At 65.5% G+C, this 15,199-nt stretch carries 12 protein-coding genes; 8 read left to right on the forward strand and 4 right to left on the reverse strand.

Annotated elements, in window-relative coordinates; translation table 11 throughout:
• The first annotated feature begins 12 nt into the window (after positions 1-12).
• On the forward strand, positions 13-1,461 hold the full coding sequence (locus ACIA48_RS23205; protein ID WP_396737040.1) for an NAD-dependent succinate-semialdehyde dehydrogenase: 1,449 nt from the start codon (positions 13-15) through the stop codon (positions 1,459-1,461).
• A gap of 39 nt (positions 1,462-1,500) precedes the next feature.
• On the forward strand, positions 1,501-3,477 hold the full coding sequence (locus ACIA48_RS23210; RefSeq protein ID WP_396737042.1) for an acyltransferase family protein: 1,977 nt from the start codon (positions 1,501-1,503) through the stop codon (positions 3,475-3,477).
• 10 nt (positions 3,478-3,487) lie between these two features.
• Here ACIA48_RS23210 and ACIA48_RS23215 read toward each other — a convergent pair whose 3' ends face one another.
• Positions 3,488-3,823, reverse strand: coding sequence for a chorismate mutase (locus ACIA48_RS23215; protein ID WP_396737045.1), 336 nt, complete (start codon positions 3,821-3,823; stop codon positions 3,488-3,490).
• Positions 3,824-4,002: 179 nt separating this feature from the next.
• Here ACIA48_RS23215 and pcrA point away from each other — a divergent pair, with 179 nt between their 5' ends.
• Positions 4,003-6,324, forward strand: coding sequence for a DNA helicase PcrA (gene pcrA, locus ACIA48_RS23220; RefSeq protein ID WP_396737048.1), 2,322 nt, complete (start codon positions 4,003-4,005; stop codon positions 6,322-6,324).
• Here pcrA and ACIA48_RS23225 read toward each other — a convergent pair.
• Together ACIA48_RS23225 and ACIA48_RS23230 are read right to left on the reverse strand one after the other, a co-directional pair.
• Complete coding sequence (locus ACIA48_RS23225; protein ID WP_396738434.1) at positions 6,321-6,872, reverse strand: hypothetical protein; 552 nt, start codon at positions 6,870-6,872, stop codon at positions 6,321-6,323. The two genes, pcrA and ACIA48_RS23225, sit on opposite strands and share 4 nt — an antisense overlap.
• 75 nt (positions 6,873-6,947) lie before the next feature.
• Positions 6,948-8,021 (reverse strand): M23 family metallopeptidase, encoded by a 1,074-nt coding sequence (locus ACIA48_RS23230; RefSeq protein WP_396737051.1) that lies wholly within the window; start codon positions 8,019-8,021, stop codon positions 6,948-6,950.
• Positions 8,022-8,297: 276 nt separating this feature from the next.
• Between ACIA48_RS23230 and sucC the strand changes: the two genes are divergently transcribed.
• The 3 genes from sucC to ACIA48_RS23245 all read left to right on the forward strand — a co-directional run bounded on the left by sucC (position 8,298) and on the right by ACIA48_RS23245 (position 12,062).
• Positions 8,298-9,461, forward strand: coding sequence for an ADP-forming succinate--CoA ligase subunit beta (gene sucC, locus ACIA48_RS23235; RefSeq protein WP_396737054.1), 1,164 nt, complete (start codon positions 8,298-8,300; stop codon positions 9,459-9,461).
• 12 nt (positions 9,462-9,473) lie between these two features.
• On the forward strand, positions 9,474-10,376 hold the full coding sequence (gene sucD, locus ACIA48_RS23240; protein WP_396737057.1) for a succinate--CoA ligase subunit alpha: 903 nt from the start codon (positions 9,474-9,476) through the stop codon (positions 10,374-10,376).
• Positions 10,377-10,529: 153 nt separating this feature from the next.
• Positions 10,530-12,062 carry an acetyl-CoA acetyltransferase gene (locus tag ACIA48_RS23245; protein ID WP_396737060.1) on the forward strand — a complete coding sequence of 511 codons (1,533 nt, stop codon included), beginning with the start codon at positions 10,530-10,532 and terminating at the stop codon, positions 12,060-12,062.
• A gap of 80 nt (positions 12,063-12,142) precedes the next feature.
• Here the strand turns inward: ACIA48_RS23245 and ACIA48_RS23250 are convergent, their stop codons facing one another.
• On the reverse strand, positions 12,143-12,991 hold the full coding sequence (locus ACIA48_RS23250; protein WP_396737063.1) for an LLM class F420-dependent oxidoreductase: 849 nt from the start codon (positions 12,989-12,991) through the stop codon (positions 12,143-12,145).
• A 119-nt stretch (positions 12,992-13,110) separates the two neighbouring features.
• Here ACIA48_RS23250 and sfnG point away from each other — a divergent pair, with 119 nt between their 5' ends.
• Together sfnG and ACIA48_RS23260 are read left to right on the forward strand one after the other, a co-directional pair.
• Positions 13,111-14,253 (forward strand): dimethylsulfone monooxygenase SfnG, encoded by a 1,143-nt coding sequence (sfnG, locus tag ACIA48_RS23255; protein WP_396737065.1) that lies wholly within the window; start codon positions 13,111-13,113, stop codon positions 14,251-14,253.
• A 49-nt stretch (positions 14,254-14,302) separates the two neighbouring features.
• Positions 14,303-15,157 carry a DUF5336 domain-containing protein gene (locus ACIA48_RS23260; protein ID WP_396737068.1) on the forward strand — a complete coding sequence of 285 codons (855 nt, stop codon included), beginning with the start codon at positions 14,303-14,305 and terminating at the stop codon, positions 15,155-15,157.
• Positions 15,158-15,199: the final 42 nt, after the last annotated feature.

Raw genomic sequence — 15,199 nt, forward strand, 5'->3', positions numbered from 1 at the left:
TAATCAAGAGTTATGAATACCGAGAAGCTGCTCGCGTCTGTCCCCACCGGTTTGTGGATCGGCGGTGAGGAGCGCAAGGGCTCCTCGACGTTCGACGTACTCGACCCGTCAGATGACAAGGTGCTGATCTCGGTTGCCAACGCTACGGCCGAGGACGCCATCGCCGCGCTGGACGCCGCATGCGCAGTGCAGGGTGACTGGGCGGCTACCCCGGCCCGCGAGCGTGGCGAAATCCTGCGCTCGGTGTTCGAGACGATCACCGATCGCGCCGAAGACCTCGCGACCCTGATGACCCTCGAGATGGGCAAGGTGCTTCCCGAGAGCATGGGCGAGGTCAAATACGGTTCGGAGTTCTTTCGCTGGTTCGCCGAGGAGGCGGTGCGCATCGCGGGGCGCTTCACGCCGAGCCCGGCGGGCACCGGCCGGATCCTGGTCACCAAGCAGCCGGTCGGGCCGTGTTACGCGATCACACCGTGGAACTTCCCGCTGGCCATGGGCACTCGCAAGATCGGACCGGCGTTCGCGGCCGGCTGCACCATGATCGTCAAGCCTGCCCAGGAGACGCCGCTGACGATGCTGCTGCTCGCCAAGCTGATGGACGAGGCGGGCCTACCGAAGGGCGTCCTGTCGGTGCTGCCGACCAGTAGTCCCGGCCCGGTCACCGAGGCCCTGATCAACGACGGCCGCCTGCGCAAGCTGACGTTCACGGGATCGACGGGCGTCGGGAAGGCACTGGTGAAGCAGTCGGCTGACAAGCTGCTGCGCACCTCGATGGAATTGGGTGGCAATGCGCCGTTCATCGTGTTCGACGACGCCGATGTGGACGCGGCCGTCGACGGCGCGATCCTGGCCAAGATGCGCAACGGCGGCGAGGCGTGCACTGCGGCCAACCGCTTCCACGTCGCGAACTCGGTCCGCGACGAGTTCACCGACAAACTGGTCAAGCGGATGAGCGAGTTCACGCTCGGCAAGGGCACCGACGAGTCGTCGACGCTCGGCCCGCTGATCAACGCCAAGCAGGTCGCCACCGTCGAGGACCTGGTGTCCGACGCGGTGTCGCGCGGCGCGACCGTCGCGGTCGGCGGGGTGGCCCCCGGCGGGCCGGGCAACTTCTACCCGGCGACCGTGCTGGCCGACGTTCCCGCCGATGCGCGCATCCTCAAGGAGGAGGTGTTCGGGCCCGTCGCGCCGATCACCGGCTTCGACACCGAAGAGGAGGGCATCGCCGCCGCCAACGACACCGAGTACGGGCTTGCGGCCTACATCTACACCCAGTCGCTCGACCGCGCGCTGCGTGTCTCCGAAGGCATCCAGGCCGGCATGGTCGGTATCAACCGTGGCGTGATCTCGGACCCGGCCGCGCCGTTCGGCGGCGTCAAAGAATCCGGATTCGGACGCGAGGGCGGGTCTGAAGGAATCGACGAATACCTCGACGTCAAGTACATCGCTTTAACGAAGTAACTCAAGCCACGCAATAGGTCCCAACGCCACGGCGTGTCGGTGACTTTCGCGTCTGCTCGCGCAGGAAAAATCGCGGCAGTGAAAGCCGTCCAACGCCATCGCGGAATTCCCGCGTTGGACGGCATTCGTGCGGTGGCGGTCGCGCTCGTGCTGGCCGACCACGGCGGCATTCCAGGGCTGTCGGGCGGCTTCCTCGGTGTCGACGTGTTCTTCGTGCTCAGTGGATTTCTGATCACGTCGCTGCTACTCGACGAACACCGGCGCACCGCGCAGATCCGCCTCGGTGACTTCTGGATCCGGCGTGCCCGCCGGCTGCTGCCCGCGCTGCTGGTGATGGTGCTCGCGGTCGTGGCGTTTCGCGATTTGTTCTCGCCCGAATCCACGGCATCGCTGCGCGACGACGCCGTGGCCTCGTTTTTCTGGGTGTCCAACTGGGCCTTCGTCGCGCAGCGCGCCGACTACTTCTCGCAGGGCGCACCGCCGTCGCCGCTGCAGCACACGTGGTCGCTCGGGGTCGAGGAGCAGTACTACCTGCTGTGGCCACTGCTGCTCATTGCGGTTGCCGCGCTGTTCTGGGCGCGCCTGCGGCTGGCGGTCTTCGTGCTCTCGACCGTCGGCGTCATCGCATCAGCGACTGCGGCGATGGTGCTCACCACCGACTCGACTCTGAACCGGATCTATTTCGGCACCGACAGCCGCGCGCAGGCGTTGTTGGTCGGCGCCGCCGCGGCCGCGCTGCTCGTGCGGGACTGGTCGGTGCTCAACGACGGCGGCACGCTGATCCGGACGCGCTGGGGCCACATCGTCGCGCGAATTCTGCCGTTCATCGGTCTGGCGGTGCTGGCCGCGGCGGCGCACTATGCGACCGGCAGCGTCAGCGATTTCCGCAGCGGCCTGTTGATCGTCGTGGCGATCGCGTCTGTACTCGTCGTCGCACCGGTGGCGCTAGAGCAGGAGGGGCCCGTCGCCCGCGCGTTGGCGTGGCGTCCGCTGGTAGCGCTGGGTGCGATCTCCTACGGCGTCTACCTGTGGCACTGGCCGATCTTTCTGGCGCTCAACGGCGAACGCACGGGCCTTTCGGGCTGGCCGCTGTTCGCACTGCGCTGCGCGGTGACGGTCGCGCTTGCCGCGGCGTCGTGGTGGCTCCTGGAACAGCCGATCCGGCGGTGGCGTCCGATGTTCGTGCCGATGCTGCCGCTGGCGGGTGCGACGGCCGCGACCGCCGCGGTGGTGACGATGACGGTGCTGCCGGTCGGTGTGAAAACCGAGGAGTCGCCGCTGGGCCCGGCGATCGATTCCGCCGCGCTGGCGTTGGTCGGGCCGGAAGTGCCCGTCGAGGTCCGTAAACCGACCGCACACGATCCCGGGACGCGCACCGTTGCGGTGTTCGGCGACTCGATCGCGTGGACGATGATGCGGTATCTGCCACCGACGCCTGGGCTTGCGTTCACCAACTACACGACGATCGGGTGCGGTATCGCCCGCGGCGGCCCCTACCGGTACGTCGGCCAGACGCTGAACCAGAAGCCCGAATGCGATGCCTGGCCCAGCCGGTGGTCACAGCGCATCAACCACGACCGCCCCGATGTGGTGCTGTTGATGGTCGGCCGCTGGGAGGTCGTCGACCGGATGAACGAGGGCGTCTGGACCAACATCGGTGAAGAGGGATACGAGGACTATCTGCGCGGTGAGCTCAACCGTGCGCTCGACATTCTGGGTTCGACCGGTGCGCGCGTGGTCGTCACCACCGAGCCGTACAACCGTCGCGCCGAGAAGCCGGACGGCAGCTTGTATCCCGAGGACGATCCGGATCGCGTCGACGAGTGGAACGCGTTGGTGCGCAGCGTCGTCAAGACACGCAAGAACGTCGAATTGCTCGATCTGAATGACAAGCTCGGACCCAACGGCTACTACACCAACTGGGTCGACGGCATCCGGATGCGCAGCGACGGAGTGCACCCGACACCGCAAGCGGTGAAGTGGTTGACGCCGTGGCTGACCGACGCGTTGCGGTAGCCCGGATGGACTAGTGGCCGAGGCGGCCGCGGCCCAAGCGCAGCAGCAGCATCGCCAGGTCCTTGCCGTCGGGTCCGAGTTCGCTGTAGCGCTCGATGACCTTCATCTCGCGACTGTGCACCAGGCGGGTGCCGCCTGAGGCCATCCGGGCCTTACCGATGAGCTTGGACACCTCGGTGCGGCGTTTCACCGCTTCCAGGATGGTTGCGTCCAACTGGTCGATTTCCTGACGCAGGTCGTCTATGTCTGGCAACTGTTCGACTTCGATCGGCTGAATTGTCATGGGGTGTTCTCCGCATTCTCTTTGGTGTGGGGACTGATCCGTCCGGTTTCGGGCCTCACACAAGAGACGAGCCCCGGATCCAGAAGCGGACCGCGGGGCTCTATGAAGCAGCTAGACCACGGGCACCTCAGGGCGGTACCCGTAGAAAAATCGTCCTTGCTGCATGAGCACGTATGGAGTGTGCCATCTAGGGCCGCGCCGACGCAAAGATGTCGCTGGACAGCGGTAAGTTCGGGGGTGATATGTCTCCATCTTCTAGCCCCTCCTCGATAGCCTCCGAGGCCGACGAACTCCTCGACGGGCTCAACCCCCAGCAGCGTCAGGCGGTGCTCCACGAGGGCACGCCTCTGCTGATCGTCGCTGGTGCCGGGTCCGGTAAGACCGCCGTGCTGACCCGCCGCATCGCCTACCTGCTCGCCGCGCGTGAAGTCGGCGTCGGGCAGGTGCTGGCCATCACGTTCACCAACAAGGCAGCCGCCGAGATGCGTGAGCGGGTGGTGTCGTTGGTGGGTCCCCGGGCCAGAAACATGTGGATTTCCACCTTCCATTCCTCGTGTGTGCGGATCCTGCGCAACCAGGCCTCGCTGCTGCCCGGGCTCAACTCGAACTTCTCGATCTACGACTCCGACGACTCGCGTCGGCTGCTGATGATGATCGGTAAGGACATGGGGCTGGACACCAAGCGGTACTCGCCGCGGCTGCTGGCCAACGGCATCTCCAACCACAAGAACGAGCTGATCGGCCCCGAACAGGCGGCGGCCGAGGCGTCGGAGGCCGGCGAGGAGCTGCCACGCATCATCGCCGAGGTCTTCGGCGAGTACCAACGGCGCCTGCGGGCCGCCAACGCACTCGACTTCGACGACCTCATCGGCGAGACAGTCGCTGTGCTGCAAGCCTTTCCGCAGATCGCGCAGTACTACCGGCGGCGGTTCCGGCACATCCTGGTCGACGAGTACCAGGACACCAACCACGCCCAGTACGTCCTGGTGCGTGAGCTGGTCGGCCGAGAAACCGAAGACGGCGTCGCACCCGCCGAACTGTGCGTCGTCGGCGACGCCGACCAGTCCATCTACGCCTTCCGCGGCGCCACCATTCGAAACATCGAGGACTTCGAACGCGACTTCCCCAACGCGACAACGATTTTGCTGGAGCAGAACTACCGCTCGACGCAGAACATCCTGTCCGCGGCCAACTCTGTCATCTCGCGTAATGCCGGTCGCCGGGAGAAGCGACTCTGGACCGACTCCGGCGAGGGCGAGCTGATCGTCGGTTACGTCGCCGACAACGAGCACGACGAGGCGCGGTTTGTCGCCGGGGAGATCGACGCGCTGGCCGATCGCGGCGACATCTCCTACAACGATGTCGCGGTGTTCTACCGCACCAACAACTCCTCGCGCGCCCTGGAAGAAGTGTTCATCCGGGCCGGTATTCCCTACAAAGTCGTTGGCGGCGTTCGCTTTTACGAACGCAGGGAGATCCGTGACATCGTCGCGTACCTGCGGGTGCTGGACAACCCCGGCGACTCGGTCAGCATGCGGCGCATTCTGAACACGCCGCGGCGCGGTATCGGTGACCGTGCCGAAGCGTGCGTCGCGGTGTACGCAGAGAACACCGGAGGCAGCTTCAACGACGCGCTGCAGGCCGCCGCCGAGGGCAGGGTTCCGATGCTGAACACCCGCTCGGAGAAGTGCATCGCGAGCTTCGTCGAGATGATGGATGAATTGCGTGGACGCCTCGACGGTGAACTCGGCGAGCTCGTCGAGGCCGTGCTCGATCGCACCGGCTACCGCACCGAGCTCGAATCGTCGAGTGACCCGCAGGACCTCGCCAGGCTCGACAATCTCAACGAATTGGTCAGCGTCGCACACGAATTCAGTACTGACCTGGCCAACGCCGAGGCGCTCGACGAGCCCGAGGACGAGGATATTCCCGACACCGGGGTGCTCGCCAAATTCCTGGAAAGGGTGTCGCTGGTCGCCGACGCCGACGAGCTACCCGAGCACGGTGCGGGTGTGGTGACGATGATGACGCTGCACACCGCCAAGGGCCTGGAATTTCCCGTGGTATTCGTGACGGGTTGGGAGGACGGCATGTTCCCGCACATGCGGGCGCTGGGCGATCCGACCGAGCTGTCCGAGGAGCGACGGCTGGCCTATGTCGGCATCACCCGCGCCCGTCAGCGGCTCTACCTCAGCCGGGCCAAGATCCGGTCGTCGTGGGGTCAGCCGATGCTCAACCCGGAATCCCGCTTCCTGAAAGAGATTCCGCAGCACCTGATCGACTGGCGGCGTACTGACCCGGGCCCGTCGATGCCCGCACCGGTCAGTGGGGCGGGTCGGTTCGGGACACCCGAAATGAGAAGGCCGTCGCCCACGCGGTCCGGCGCGGGCAAGCGGCCGCTGCTCGTGCTCGAGCCCGGCGATCGGGTCAACCACGACAAGTACGGCCTCGGTCGCGTGGAGGAGGTGTCCGGCGTCGGCGAATCGGCGATGTCGCTGATCGACTTCGGCAGTTCGGGCCGGGTGAAGCTGATGCACAACCACGCGCCGGTGTCGAAGCTCTAACCGCTGCTGCGCCCCCACCGCGCCGTCGCCGGTAGCAACGCGAACGCGATCGTGGCCAGCGGCAGCGCCGGAATTGCGTAGACGATCGTCGGTAGTCGGGCGCCTGCGACGAACAGGCTCGAGAAGATCAGCAGCGCGACGACGGCGCCGACGATGATCAGCAGGCGGCTCGCCCGTCGGCGTAGCAGCAGTCCGATCAGCCCCGCGATGAGGGCCGCTGCGGAGATGGCTGTCAGAAACGCGATGGCAACGCAGAACAGCAGGTCGGTTTCCCACCACCCGGTGATCAGGTCGGTGGCGATGACTGCCGTCGCCCAGCCGCTGACGATGGCGAAGATGGCCGTCGCGATCGCGGGCCGCGGATCGGGCCACGGGTTCTTCGGCGTCACCGCCGAGGGCCTGGCGCGCGGGATAAGACTGGTCTGCGGATCTGCGCCGTCGGGCTGGATGTGGGTCGTCTGCGGGTCGGAGCCGGCAGGTGCGGCGGGAAACTCCCCGGTGGGGTGGCGACGAATGATGGATGTCTGCGGATCCGCACTGACGGGCATTTCGCCGGTGGGATGGCGACGGATTATGCCTGCAGAGCTTGGTGCGTCACTGTCACTTTCACTGCCACTGGCCACTTAGCCAGAGTAAGCGGACGGGGAGAGTCCGCGCTTCGACAGCCAGCCGACGGGGTCGACGCGGTCGGTCCCATTGAGAAGAACCTCGAAGTGCAGGTGCGGCCCGGTCGAATTGCCGGTGTTGCCCATCTTGGCGATCTGGTCACCTGCCCAGACGCGCTGCCCGATCTCGACGTTCCACGCGCTGAGGTGACCGTAGAGCGTCACGGTGCCATCGGAGTGCCGCAGCTTGACCCAGTTTCCGTAGCCGCCCGTGGGCCCGGCATCGATGACGACGCCGTCGGAGGCCGCGAGGATGGGAGTGCCGATGGAATTGGCGATATCGATGCCGCCATGCAGCACGCCCCAGCGGTAACCGAAGCCGGACGTCCACGCGCCCTTGGTGGGCATCACGAACATCGGGCGCTGCAGGCGGGCCTCGCGCTCGGCGCGCTCCTGCGCGAATGCAGAGGCCTTGGTGACCTCCTCGGCATGCACGGCCGAATCGAACGTCGAGGAGACGGACACGATCTGCATGCCGTCGGTCGAACCGGTGATCGTGCCGCCGGCGAGGACATCCTGGTCTGCCGCCAGGACGGTGGCGGACGTGGCATCGGATGCGTTGGCCATCGTGTACGCGCCGGCAGCGGTGGCGCCGACCGCCATCGCTGCGACCATCAAGCGGCCCCTGACGGGTACTTCCTGCTTGCGGTGTGCGCCGCCACGGGCGATCGCGATGATGTCGGTCGCGGCGGCGCCGTCGCTGACGTCGGTGTGGCTGTCGCGGTAAGCGTGAGATGAACGCCGTTCGTCGCGCGGATTGCGGCGGAATTCGGAAGGAACGGCCAGTCGTTGTGGTAGCTGATCGTCGGTGTCGTGCAGATCGTCGAGCTCGGGAGCGTGAATGATCTGTGCTTCGCGATCGAAGGCGCTGTTTTGATTGAAGTCCAGCTCAGCCCCGAGATCAGGTAAGTCGCCGAATTCGTTGAACGGAATGATGTCCGTGACTTCTGCGGGTCGTTCGTGGGCTCGCCCGATGATTTGCCGATTCGTCGACACTCCTGCCGGAGATCGTGACGAACGGTGCTGAGCCAACCTGAAAGTCCCTTTGCCTGTGATCTATTCGTTACCAACGCGGACCAAAGGCACGTTAACCAAATCCCAATGTTGGTGGCAACCCGAGGAGGTATTCCGCCGCGGAATGTGACATGTCTCACTAGTGCACGGCGGTGAGATCCACCACATGACAGGTGGGCGGTTCTGAGGTCTCAACCTCGTGTGGATAAAGTTCCCCCGAGCCCGTGAGGCCCAAACCTTCGACTTCAATGCTCAAACAGACACGCTTCACAGACAAGGGATGTTTCAGAGCCCATGGATCTTTTCGAATACCAAGCCAAAGAGTTGTTCGCGAAACACAACGTGCCCACCACGCCAGGCCGGGTGACCACGTCCGCCGAGGACGCCAAGGCGATCGCCGAGGAAATCGGCAAGCCGGTCATGGTCAAGGCGCAGGTGAAGGTCGGCGGACGCGGTAAAGCCGGCGGCGTGAAGTACGCCGCCACTGCCGAGGACGCGTTCACGCACGCGCAGAACATCCTCGGGCTCGACATCAAGGGCCACGTCGTCAAGAAGCTGCTGGTCGCCGAGGCCAGCGACATCGCCGAGGAGTACTACATCTCCTTCCTGCTCGACCGCGCCAACCGCACCTACCTGGCGATGTGCTCGGTCGAGGGCGGCATGGAGATCGAAGAGGTCGCGGCGACCAAGCCTGAGCGGCTCGCCAAGGTGCCCGTTGATGCCGTCAAGGGTGTCGACCTCGCCACCGCCCGTTCGATCGCCGAGCAGGGCCATCTGCCCGCCGAGGTGCTCGACGCGGCCGCAGTCACCATCCAGAAGCTGTGGGAGGTGTTCGTCGCCGAGGACGCCACCCTGGTCGAGGTCAACCCGCTCGTGCGTACCCCCGACGACCAGATCCTCGCCCTCGACGGCAAGGTCACCCTCGACGCGAACGCCGACTTCCGGCAGCCCGGTCACGTGGAGTTCGAAGACAAGGACGCGACCGACCCGCTGGAGCTCAAGGCCAAGGAGCACGATCTCAACTACGTCAAGCTCGACGGTTCGGTCGGCATCATCGGTAACGGCGCCGGGCTCGTCATGTCGACGCTGGACGTCACCGCCTACGCGGGGGAGAAGCACGGCGGCGTCAAGCCGGCCAACTTCCTCGACATCGGTGGCGGCGCGTCGGCTGAGGTGATGGCCGCGGGTCTGGACGTCATTCTCAACGACTCTCAGGTCAAGAGCGTCTTCGTGAACGTGTTTGGTGGCATCACCTCCTGCGACGCCGTGGCCAACGGCATCGTCAACGCGCTGAAGATTCTCGGTGACGAGGCCAACAAGCCGCTGGTCGTCCGTCTCGACGGAAACAATGTCGAAGAGGGCCGCCGCATCCTCGCCGAGGCCAATCACCCGCTGGTCATCCAGGCCGACACCATGGACGCCGGCGCTGACAAAGCCGCCGAGCTGGCGAACAAGTAAGGGACGCTTGAAATGTCGATTTTTCTGAACAAGGACTCCAAGGTCATCGTCCAGGGCATCACCGGTGGCGAGGGCACCAAGCACACCGCGCTGATGCTCAAGGCGGGCACCCAGCTGGTCGGCGGCGTCAACGCACGCAAGGCCGGAACGACGGTGTCGCACAAGGACAAAGACGGCAACGACGTCGAGCTGCCGGTGTTCGGCACGGTCGCCGATGCGATGAAGGAGACGGGCGCCGACGTGTCCGTCGTCTTCGTGCCGCCGAAGTTCGCGAAGGACGCGATCATCGAGGCCATCGACGCCGAGATCCCGCTGTTGGTCGTCATCACCGAGGGAATTCCGGTGCAGGACAGCGCTTATGCGTGGGCCTACAACGTCGAGAAGGGTCAGAAGACCCGCATCATCGGCCCCAACTGCCCGGGCATCATCACGCCGGGTGAGGCACTGGCAGGCATCACGCCCGCCAACATCACCGGCACCGGTCCGGTCGGTCTCGTGTCGAAGTCCGGCACGCTGACCTACCAGATGATGTTCGAGCTGCGTGACTTCGGCTTCTCGACCGCCATCGGTATCGGCGGCGACCCCGTCATCGGCACCACCCACATCGACGCGATCGAGGCGTTCGAGAAGGACCCCGCCACCAAGGTCATCGTGATGATCGGTGAGATCGGCGGCGACGCTGAGGAGCGCGCCGCCGACTACATCAAGGCCAACGTCTCCAAGCCGGTCGTCGGCTACGTCGCGGGCTTCACGGCACCCGAAGGCAAGACCATGGGCCACGCCGGCGCCATCGTGTCGGGTTCGTCGGGCACCGCGCAGGCCAAGAAGGAGGCCCTCGAGGCCGCAGGCGTGAAGGTGGGCAAGACTCCCTCGGAGACCGCACGCCTGGCCAGGGAGATCCTGCAAAGCCTCTAGTTTTCAAACGAAACTGCGGACAGATCGCGATTCGGCTCGAATCCGCGACCTGTCCGCAGTTTCGTTTTCGGCGGGTGACGTGCGCCGCAAAATTTGGAACACGTTCTAGAAGTCGATTAGCCTGACGAATTAACACTCGTCAGGAGGTCTGTAATGACCGTGGATCCGCGCACGCCGGTCTTGGTCGGCGTCGGCCAGTTCACCGAGCGCATCGACGACCCCTCCTACCGCGGCATGTCGGCGGTGGAGCTGGCGACGGAGGCGGCGCAGGCCGCCCTGGCTGACACGGGTGTTGACGCCGACGCCGTGGCCAAGGCCATCGAGGTGTTCGTCGGACTGCGGCAGTTCGAGATCTGCACGCCGTTCGAGAAGCCGCCGCTCGGCTGTTCCGACAATTACCTGCGCTCGGTGGCGCAGCGCATCGGCGCCGACCCCGCTCGCGCGGTGCTCGAGCCTATCGGCGGCAACGGCCCGCAGAAGCTGGTGAACGAGTTCGCCGCAGCGATCGCCGCGGGCGAGATCGAGACAGCGCTCATCGTCGGCTCGGAGAACGGATCCACGTTGCGGACGTTCGCGCGTCGCGACGACAAGCCGAACCACAGTGAGACCGTCGGCGGTCAGCTCGAGGACCGCGGGTACGGCTTCGAGCAGTACATGAGCGAATACACCGCGACGCACGGGTTGACCGGCGCACCCGTTCAGTACGGTCTGCTGGACAACGCTCGCCGCGCCCGGCTGGGCATCAGTGTCGACGACTACCGCCGCAAGATGGCGGAACTGTTCTCACCGTTCTCCAAAGTTGCTGCCAAGAATCCGTTTTCGTCCTCGCCGACCGAACGCACCGTCGACGAGTTGATCACCGTCACTGACGACAACCGGATGATCTGCGATCCCTACCCTCGCCTGATGGTCGCCCGTGATCAGGTGAACCAGGGTGCAGCCGCAGTGCTGATGTCGGTGGACGCCGCCCGTCGCCTCGGTGTGGCCGAGAACAAGTGGGTGTACGTGCGCGGCCACGCCGACCAGACCGAGCAGGATCTGCTCGACCGTGTCGACGTCAGCGTGAGCTACTCGGCGAAACAGGCTGTGGCAGAAGCGCTTCGGGTGGCCGGAATCGGCATCGACGACGTGGCGACCTTCGACCTCTACAGTTGCTTCCCCTTTCCCGTCTTCACGGTGCTCGATGACTTCGGCCTCGCGCCCGACGATCCGCGTGGCTTCACGCTCACCGGCGGCCTGCCGTACTTCGGCGGTCCGGGGAACAGCTACTCGCTGCACGGTATCGCCGAGACGGTTGCTGAAATGCGTGCCAAGCCAGGTGCATTCGGTCTCGTCGGGGCCAACGGCGGAGTGATGAGCAAGTACTCGGTCGGCGTTTACTCCACCGAGCCCGCCGACTGGGTCGCCGACCGCAGCAAGGCACTTCAGGAGGACATCGCCGCGCTGCCCACGGTCGCGGTCACCCGCAACGCCGAGGGGCGCGGCACGATCGAGACCTACTCGGTGCGCTACGACTGGCCTGTCACGACCGGTGTCATCATCGGACGCCTCGACGCCGACGGCAGCCGGTTCATGGCGCTGACCGAGGACGAGGCACTGGTGGCGTTGATGACCGACGGCGATCCGATCGGCACGGCCATTTCGGTGACGTCGGACGGCAAGAAGAACACCGCCACGCCGGCCTAGCCCTTAGGCGTGCACCGAACGTGCGCTCACTGCGAAAGTGTCGGTGAGTTTTCGCAATGGACGCACGTTGGATGCGACCCCTAGACGAGTGCTGCGAGCTTTCCCGCGAGACGCTCGACGTACGCCGCCACCTCGGCCTCGCCTTTGTCCGGCAGGCCGAACAGCACCTCGGTGACCCCGAGGTCGGCCCAGCGGGCCAGCTTGTCGGGGTCGGGCTTGAAGTCCAGCGCCACGATTTGGGGCGCCCCGTCACGTCCGGCCGCCGCCCAGGTGTCCTGCAGCAGCTTGACCGGGGCGTCGATGTCGAAGTCACGCGGAGTCGTGATCCAGCCGTCGGCCGAGCGCGCGATCCACTTGAAGTTCTTCTCGGTGCCCGCCGCGCCGACCAGCACCGGGATATGCGACTGCACGGGCTTCGGCCAGGCCCAGCTGGGGCCGAAGTTCACGAACTCGCCCTCGTAGGACGCTTCCTCCTCGGTCCACAGGCTGCGCATGGCCTCCAGGTATTCGCGCAACATGGTCCGGCGCCGGCCCGGGGGAACGTTGTGGTCGGCCAATTCGTCTGTGTTCCAGCCGAATCCGACACCGAGTGACACGCGGCCGCCGGAGAGATGGTCCAGCGTGGCGATCGACTTCGCCAGCGTGATCGGGTCGTGTTCGACCGGCAACGCGACAGCCGTCGACAGCCGCACGCGAGAGGTGACCGCGCAGGCAGCGCCCAGCGACACCCACGGATCGAGGGTGCGCATGTAGCGATCGTCGGGCAGTGACTCGTCACCTGTGGTGGGATGGGCGGCCTCGCGCTTGATCGGGATGTGCGTGTGTTCGGGCACGTAGAACGTGGTGAAGCCGTGTTCGTCGGCGAGTTTGGCGGCCGATGCGGGGTCGATGCCCCGGTCGCTGGTGAAAAGTACGAGCCCGTAGTCCATACCAGAATTAGAACGTGTTCTAGTGCGAAGGGCAACGCCGGGGTCGAAAACCCCTTCCTTTCCTTCATCACGATCCATACCGATGACCTCACGTCGACTCGGCGATGGGATGGGTCAGCATGACGACAGAACGCATCGCCGATCAGATCAAGTTCGCCTATTGGGTGCCCAACGTCAGCGGTGGCCTGGTCACCAGCGATATCGAGCAGCGCACCGACTGGAACTACGAGTACAACGCGAAGCTCGCGCAGACCGCCGAGAACAACGGCTTCGAGTACGCGCTGTCCCAGGTCCGCTATGAAGCTAGCTACGGCGCGGAGTATCAGCACGAATCAACCAGCTTCTCGCTCGCGTTGCTGTTGGCCACGCAGCGACTCAAGGTCATCGCCGCCGTCCATCCCGGTCTGTGGCAGCCCGGTGTGCTGGCCAAACTCGGGGCGACCGCCGACCAGCTCTCCGGCGGCCGCTTCGCCGTCAACGTGGTGTCGGGCTGGTTCAAGGACGAGTTCACCCACTTGGGCGAGCCGTGGCTCGAACACGACGAACGCTACCGTCGCAGCGCGGAGTTCCTGCAGGTACTGCGCAAGATCTGGACCGAAGACGACGTTGACTTCCGCGGCGACTTCTACCGCATTCACGACTTCACCCTGAAGCCCAAACCCGTCAACACCGCGGAGCGACCGAATCCCGAGATCTTCCAGGGCGGCAATTCGACGGCCGCACGACGCAACGGCGGCCGCTACTCCGACTGGTACTTCTCGAACGGCAAGGACTTCGACGGGTTGACCGAGCAGGTCGTCGAGGTGCGCGACCACGCCCGCGACGTGGGCCGCGAGGTCCGCGTAGGACTCAACGGCTTCATCATCGCGCGGGACACCGAGAAAGAAGCAAAAGAGACGCTGAAGGAAATCATCGCGAAGGCGAATCGTCCGGCGGTGGAGGGATTCCACGCCGCCGTGCAGCAGGCGGGCAACTCGACGTCCGACCGTCGCGGCATGTGGGCAGACTCGACGTTCGAGGACTTGGTCCAGTACAACGACGGATTCCGCACGCAGTTGATCGGCACACCGGAACAGATCGCGGAACGTATTGCGGCATACCGCAAACGCGGCGTCGACTTGATTCTCGGTGGCTTCCTGCACTTCCAGGAGGAGATCGAATACTTCGGTTCGCACGTCCTGCCGTTGGTTCGTGAAATCGAGCTGACAGAAAGGCATGCAGGGGAGGGCCCGGCAGCGGAACCCTTGCTGGCGTCGCTGTGACCGGGAGTGCGCTAGCGTGGGTCCGAAGCCGTCCAGCACAGGAGAGGTCATGTCGTACCCCCAAGGTCCGTCCGGCAATCCCGGATACCCGCCCGCCCAGCAACCGACTACGCAATTTGCGGCGCCGACGCAACAGTTCGGCAGGGCGCCCGAGCCCGGTCCAGCTGCCGGCCCCGCGGGTCCGAGCCAGCTGCCGATGTACTTGACCATCGCCGTCGCGGTCCTCGGCCTGGGCGTGTACCTGTCGAGCTTCGGACCGTTGTTCACGGCAGGCGCGGACTACTTCACGCCGACGCTGCTGGATCTCGGTGTCGTCGCGGCCATCGCGGCCGCGCTGATCGCGGGTGTCTCGCTGCTGCCGAAGCAGAAGTTGCTGCCCGCAGCGATCGCGGTGCTGTCGGTGCTGGCGTTCCTCCTGGTGATAGCGATCGTGCTGACTGCGCCAGAAGGGGTGTCCATTGATTGGGGCCTCTACCTAATCATCGCGTTCAGCATGTTCCAGGCGATTGTGGCCGTGGCGGTGCTGTTGTTCGATGCCGGCATCATCACCCCGCCTGCGCCGCAGGCACCCCGGTATGACCAGCAGTACGGCCAGTACGGCGGCCCGAGCGCGCCGTACTACGGACAGCAGCAACAGCACGGAGGCCCGCCGCAGCAGCACCAGCAGGGTCTGTCGCAGCGTCCCGGTTATCCGTCGCAATACGGCGGCTACTCCGGTGGCGGCCCGGCGACCGGGGGATACTCCAGCGGCCAACCCGGTGGCCAGCAGAGCGGGCCGCCGACCCCTCCGACCGGATTCCCGACCTTCGGGCAGCCGCCGTCAGGCTCGGCACCGACCACTCAGGCACAGATGCCTCCGCAATCGGGAGCGTCTTCCACGCAGTCGGGCCCCCCACCGTCGTAGTCTGAGCCGCGCGTGCGTCAAACTTCGCGCGCGTGAGGTGGT

Source organism: Mycobacterium sp. NPDC051804 (genome assembly GCF_044452905.1).
GTDB lineage: Bacteria > Actinomycetota > Actinomycetes > Mycobacteriales > Mycobacteriaceae > Mycobacterium.

Coding starts and splice junctions, on each gene's coding strand:
- sfnG (WP_396737065.1), top strand. CDS start 13,111: ATGACGACAGAACGCATCGCCGATCAGATCAAGTTCGCCTATTGGGTG.
- ACIA48_RS23205 (WP_396737040.1), top strand. CDS start 13: ATGAATACCGAGAAGCTGCTCGCGTCTGTCCCCACCGGTTTGTGGATC.
- ACIA48_RS23245 (WP_396737060.1), top strand. CDS start 10,530: ATGACCGTGGATCCGCGCACGCCGGTCTTGGTCGGCGTCGGCCAGTTC.
- sucC (WP_396737054.1), top strand. CDS start 8,298: ATGGATCTTTTCGAATACCAAGCCAAAGAGTTGTTCGCGAAACACAAC.
- ACIA48_RS23250 (WP_396737063.1), bottom strand. CDS start 12,991: ATGGACTACGGGCTCGTACTTTTCACCAGCGACCGGGGCATCGACCCC.
- sucD (WP_396737057.1), top strand. CDS start 9,474: ATGTCGATTTTTCTGAACAAGGACTCCAAGGTCATCGTCCAGGGCATC.
- ACIA48_RS23225 (WP_396738434.1), bottom strand. CDS start 6,872: ATGCCCGTCAGTGCGGATCCGCAGACATCCATCATTCGTCGCCACCCC.
- pcrA (WP_396737048.1), top strand. CDS start 4,003: ATGTCTCCATCTTCTAGCCCCTCCTCGATAGCCTCCGAGGCCGACGAA.
- ACIA48_RS23260 (WP_396737068.1), top strand. CDS start 14,303: ATGTCGTACCCCCAAGGTCCGTCCGGCAATCCCGGATACCCGCCCGCC.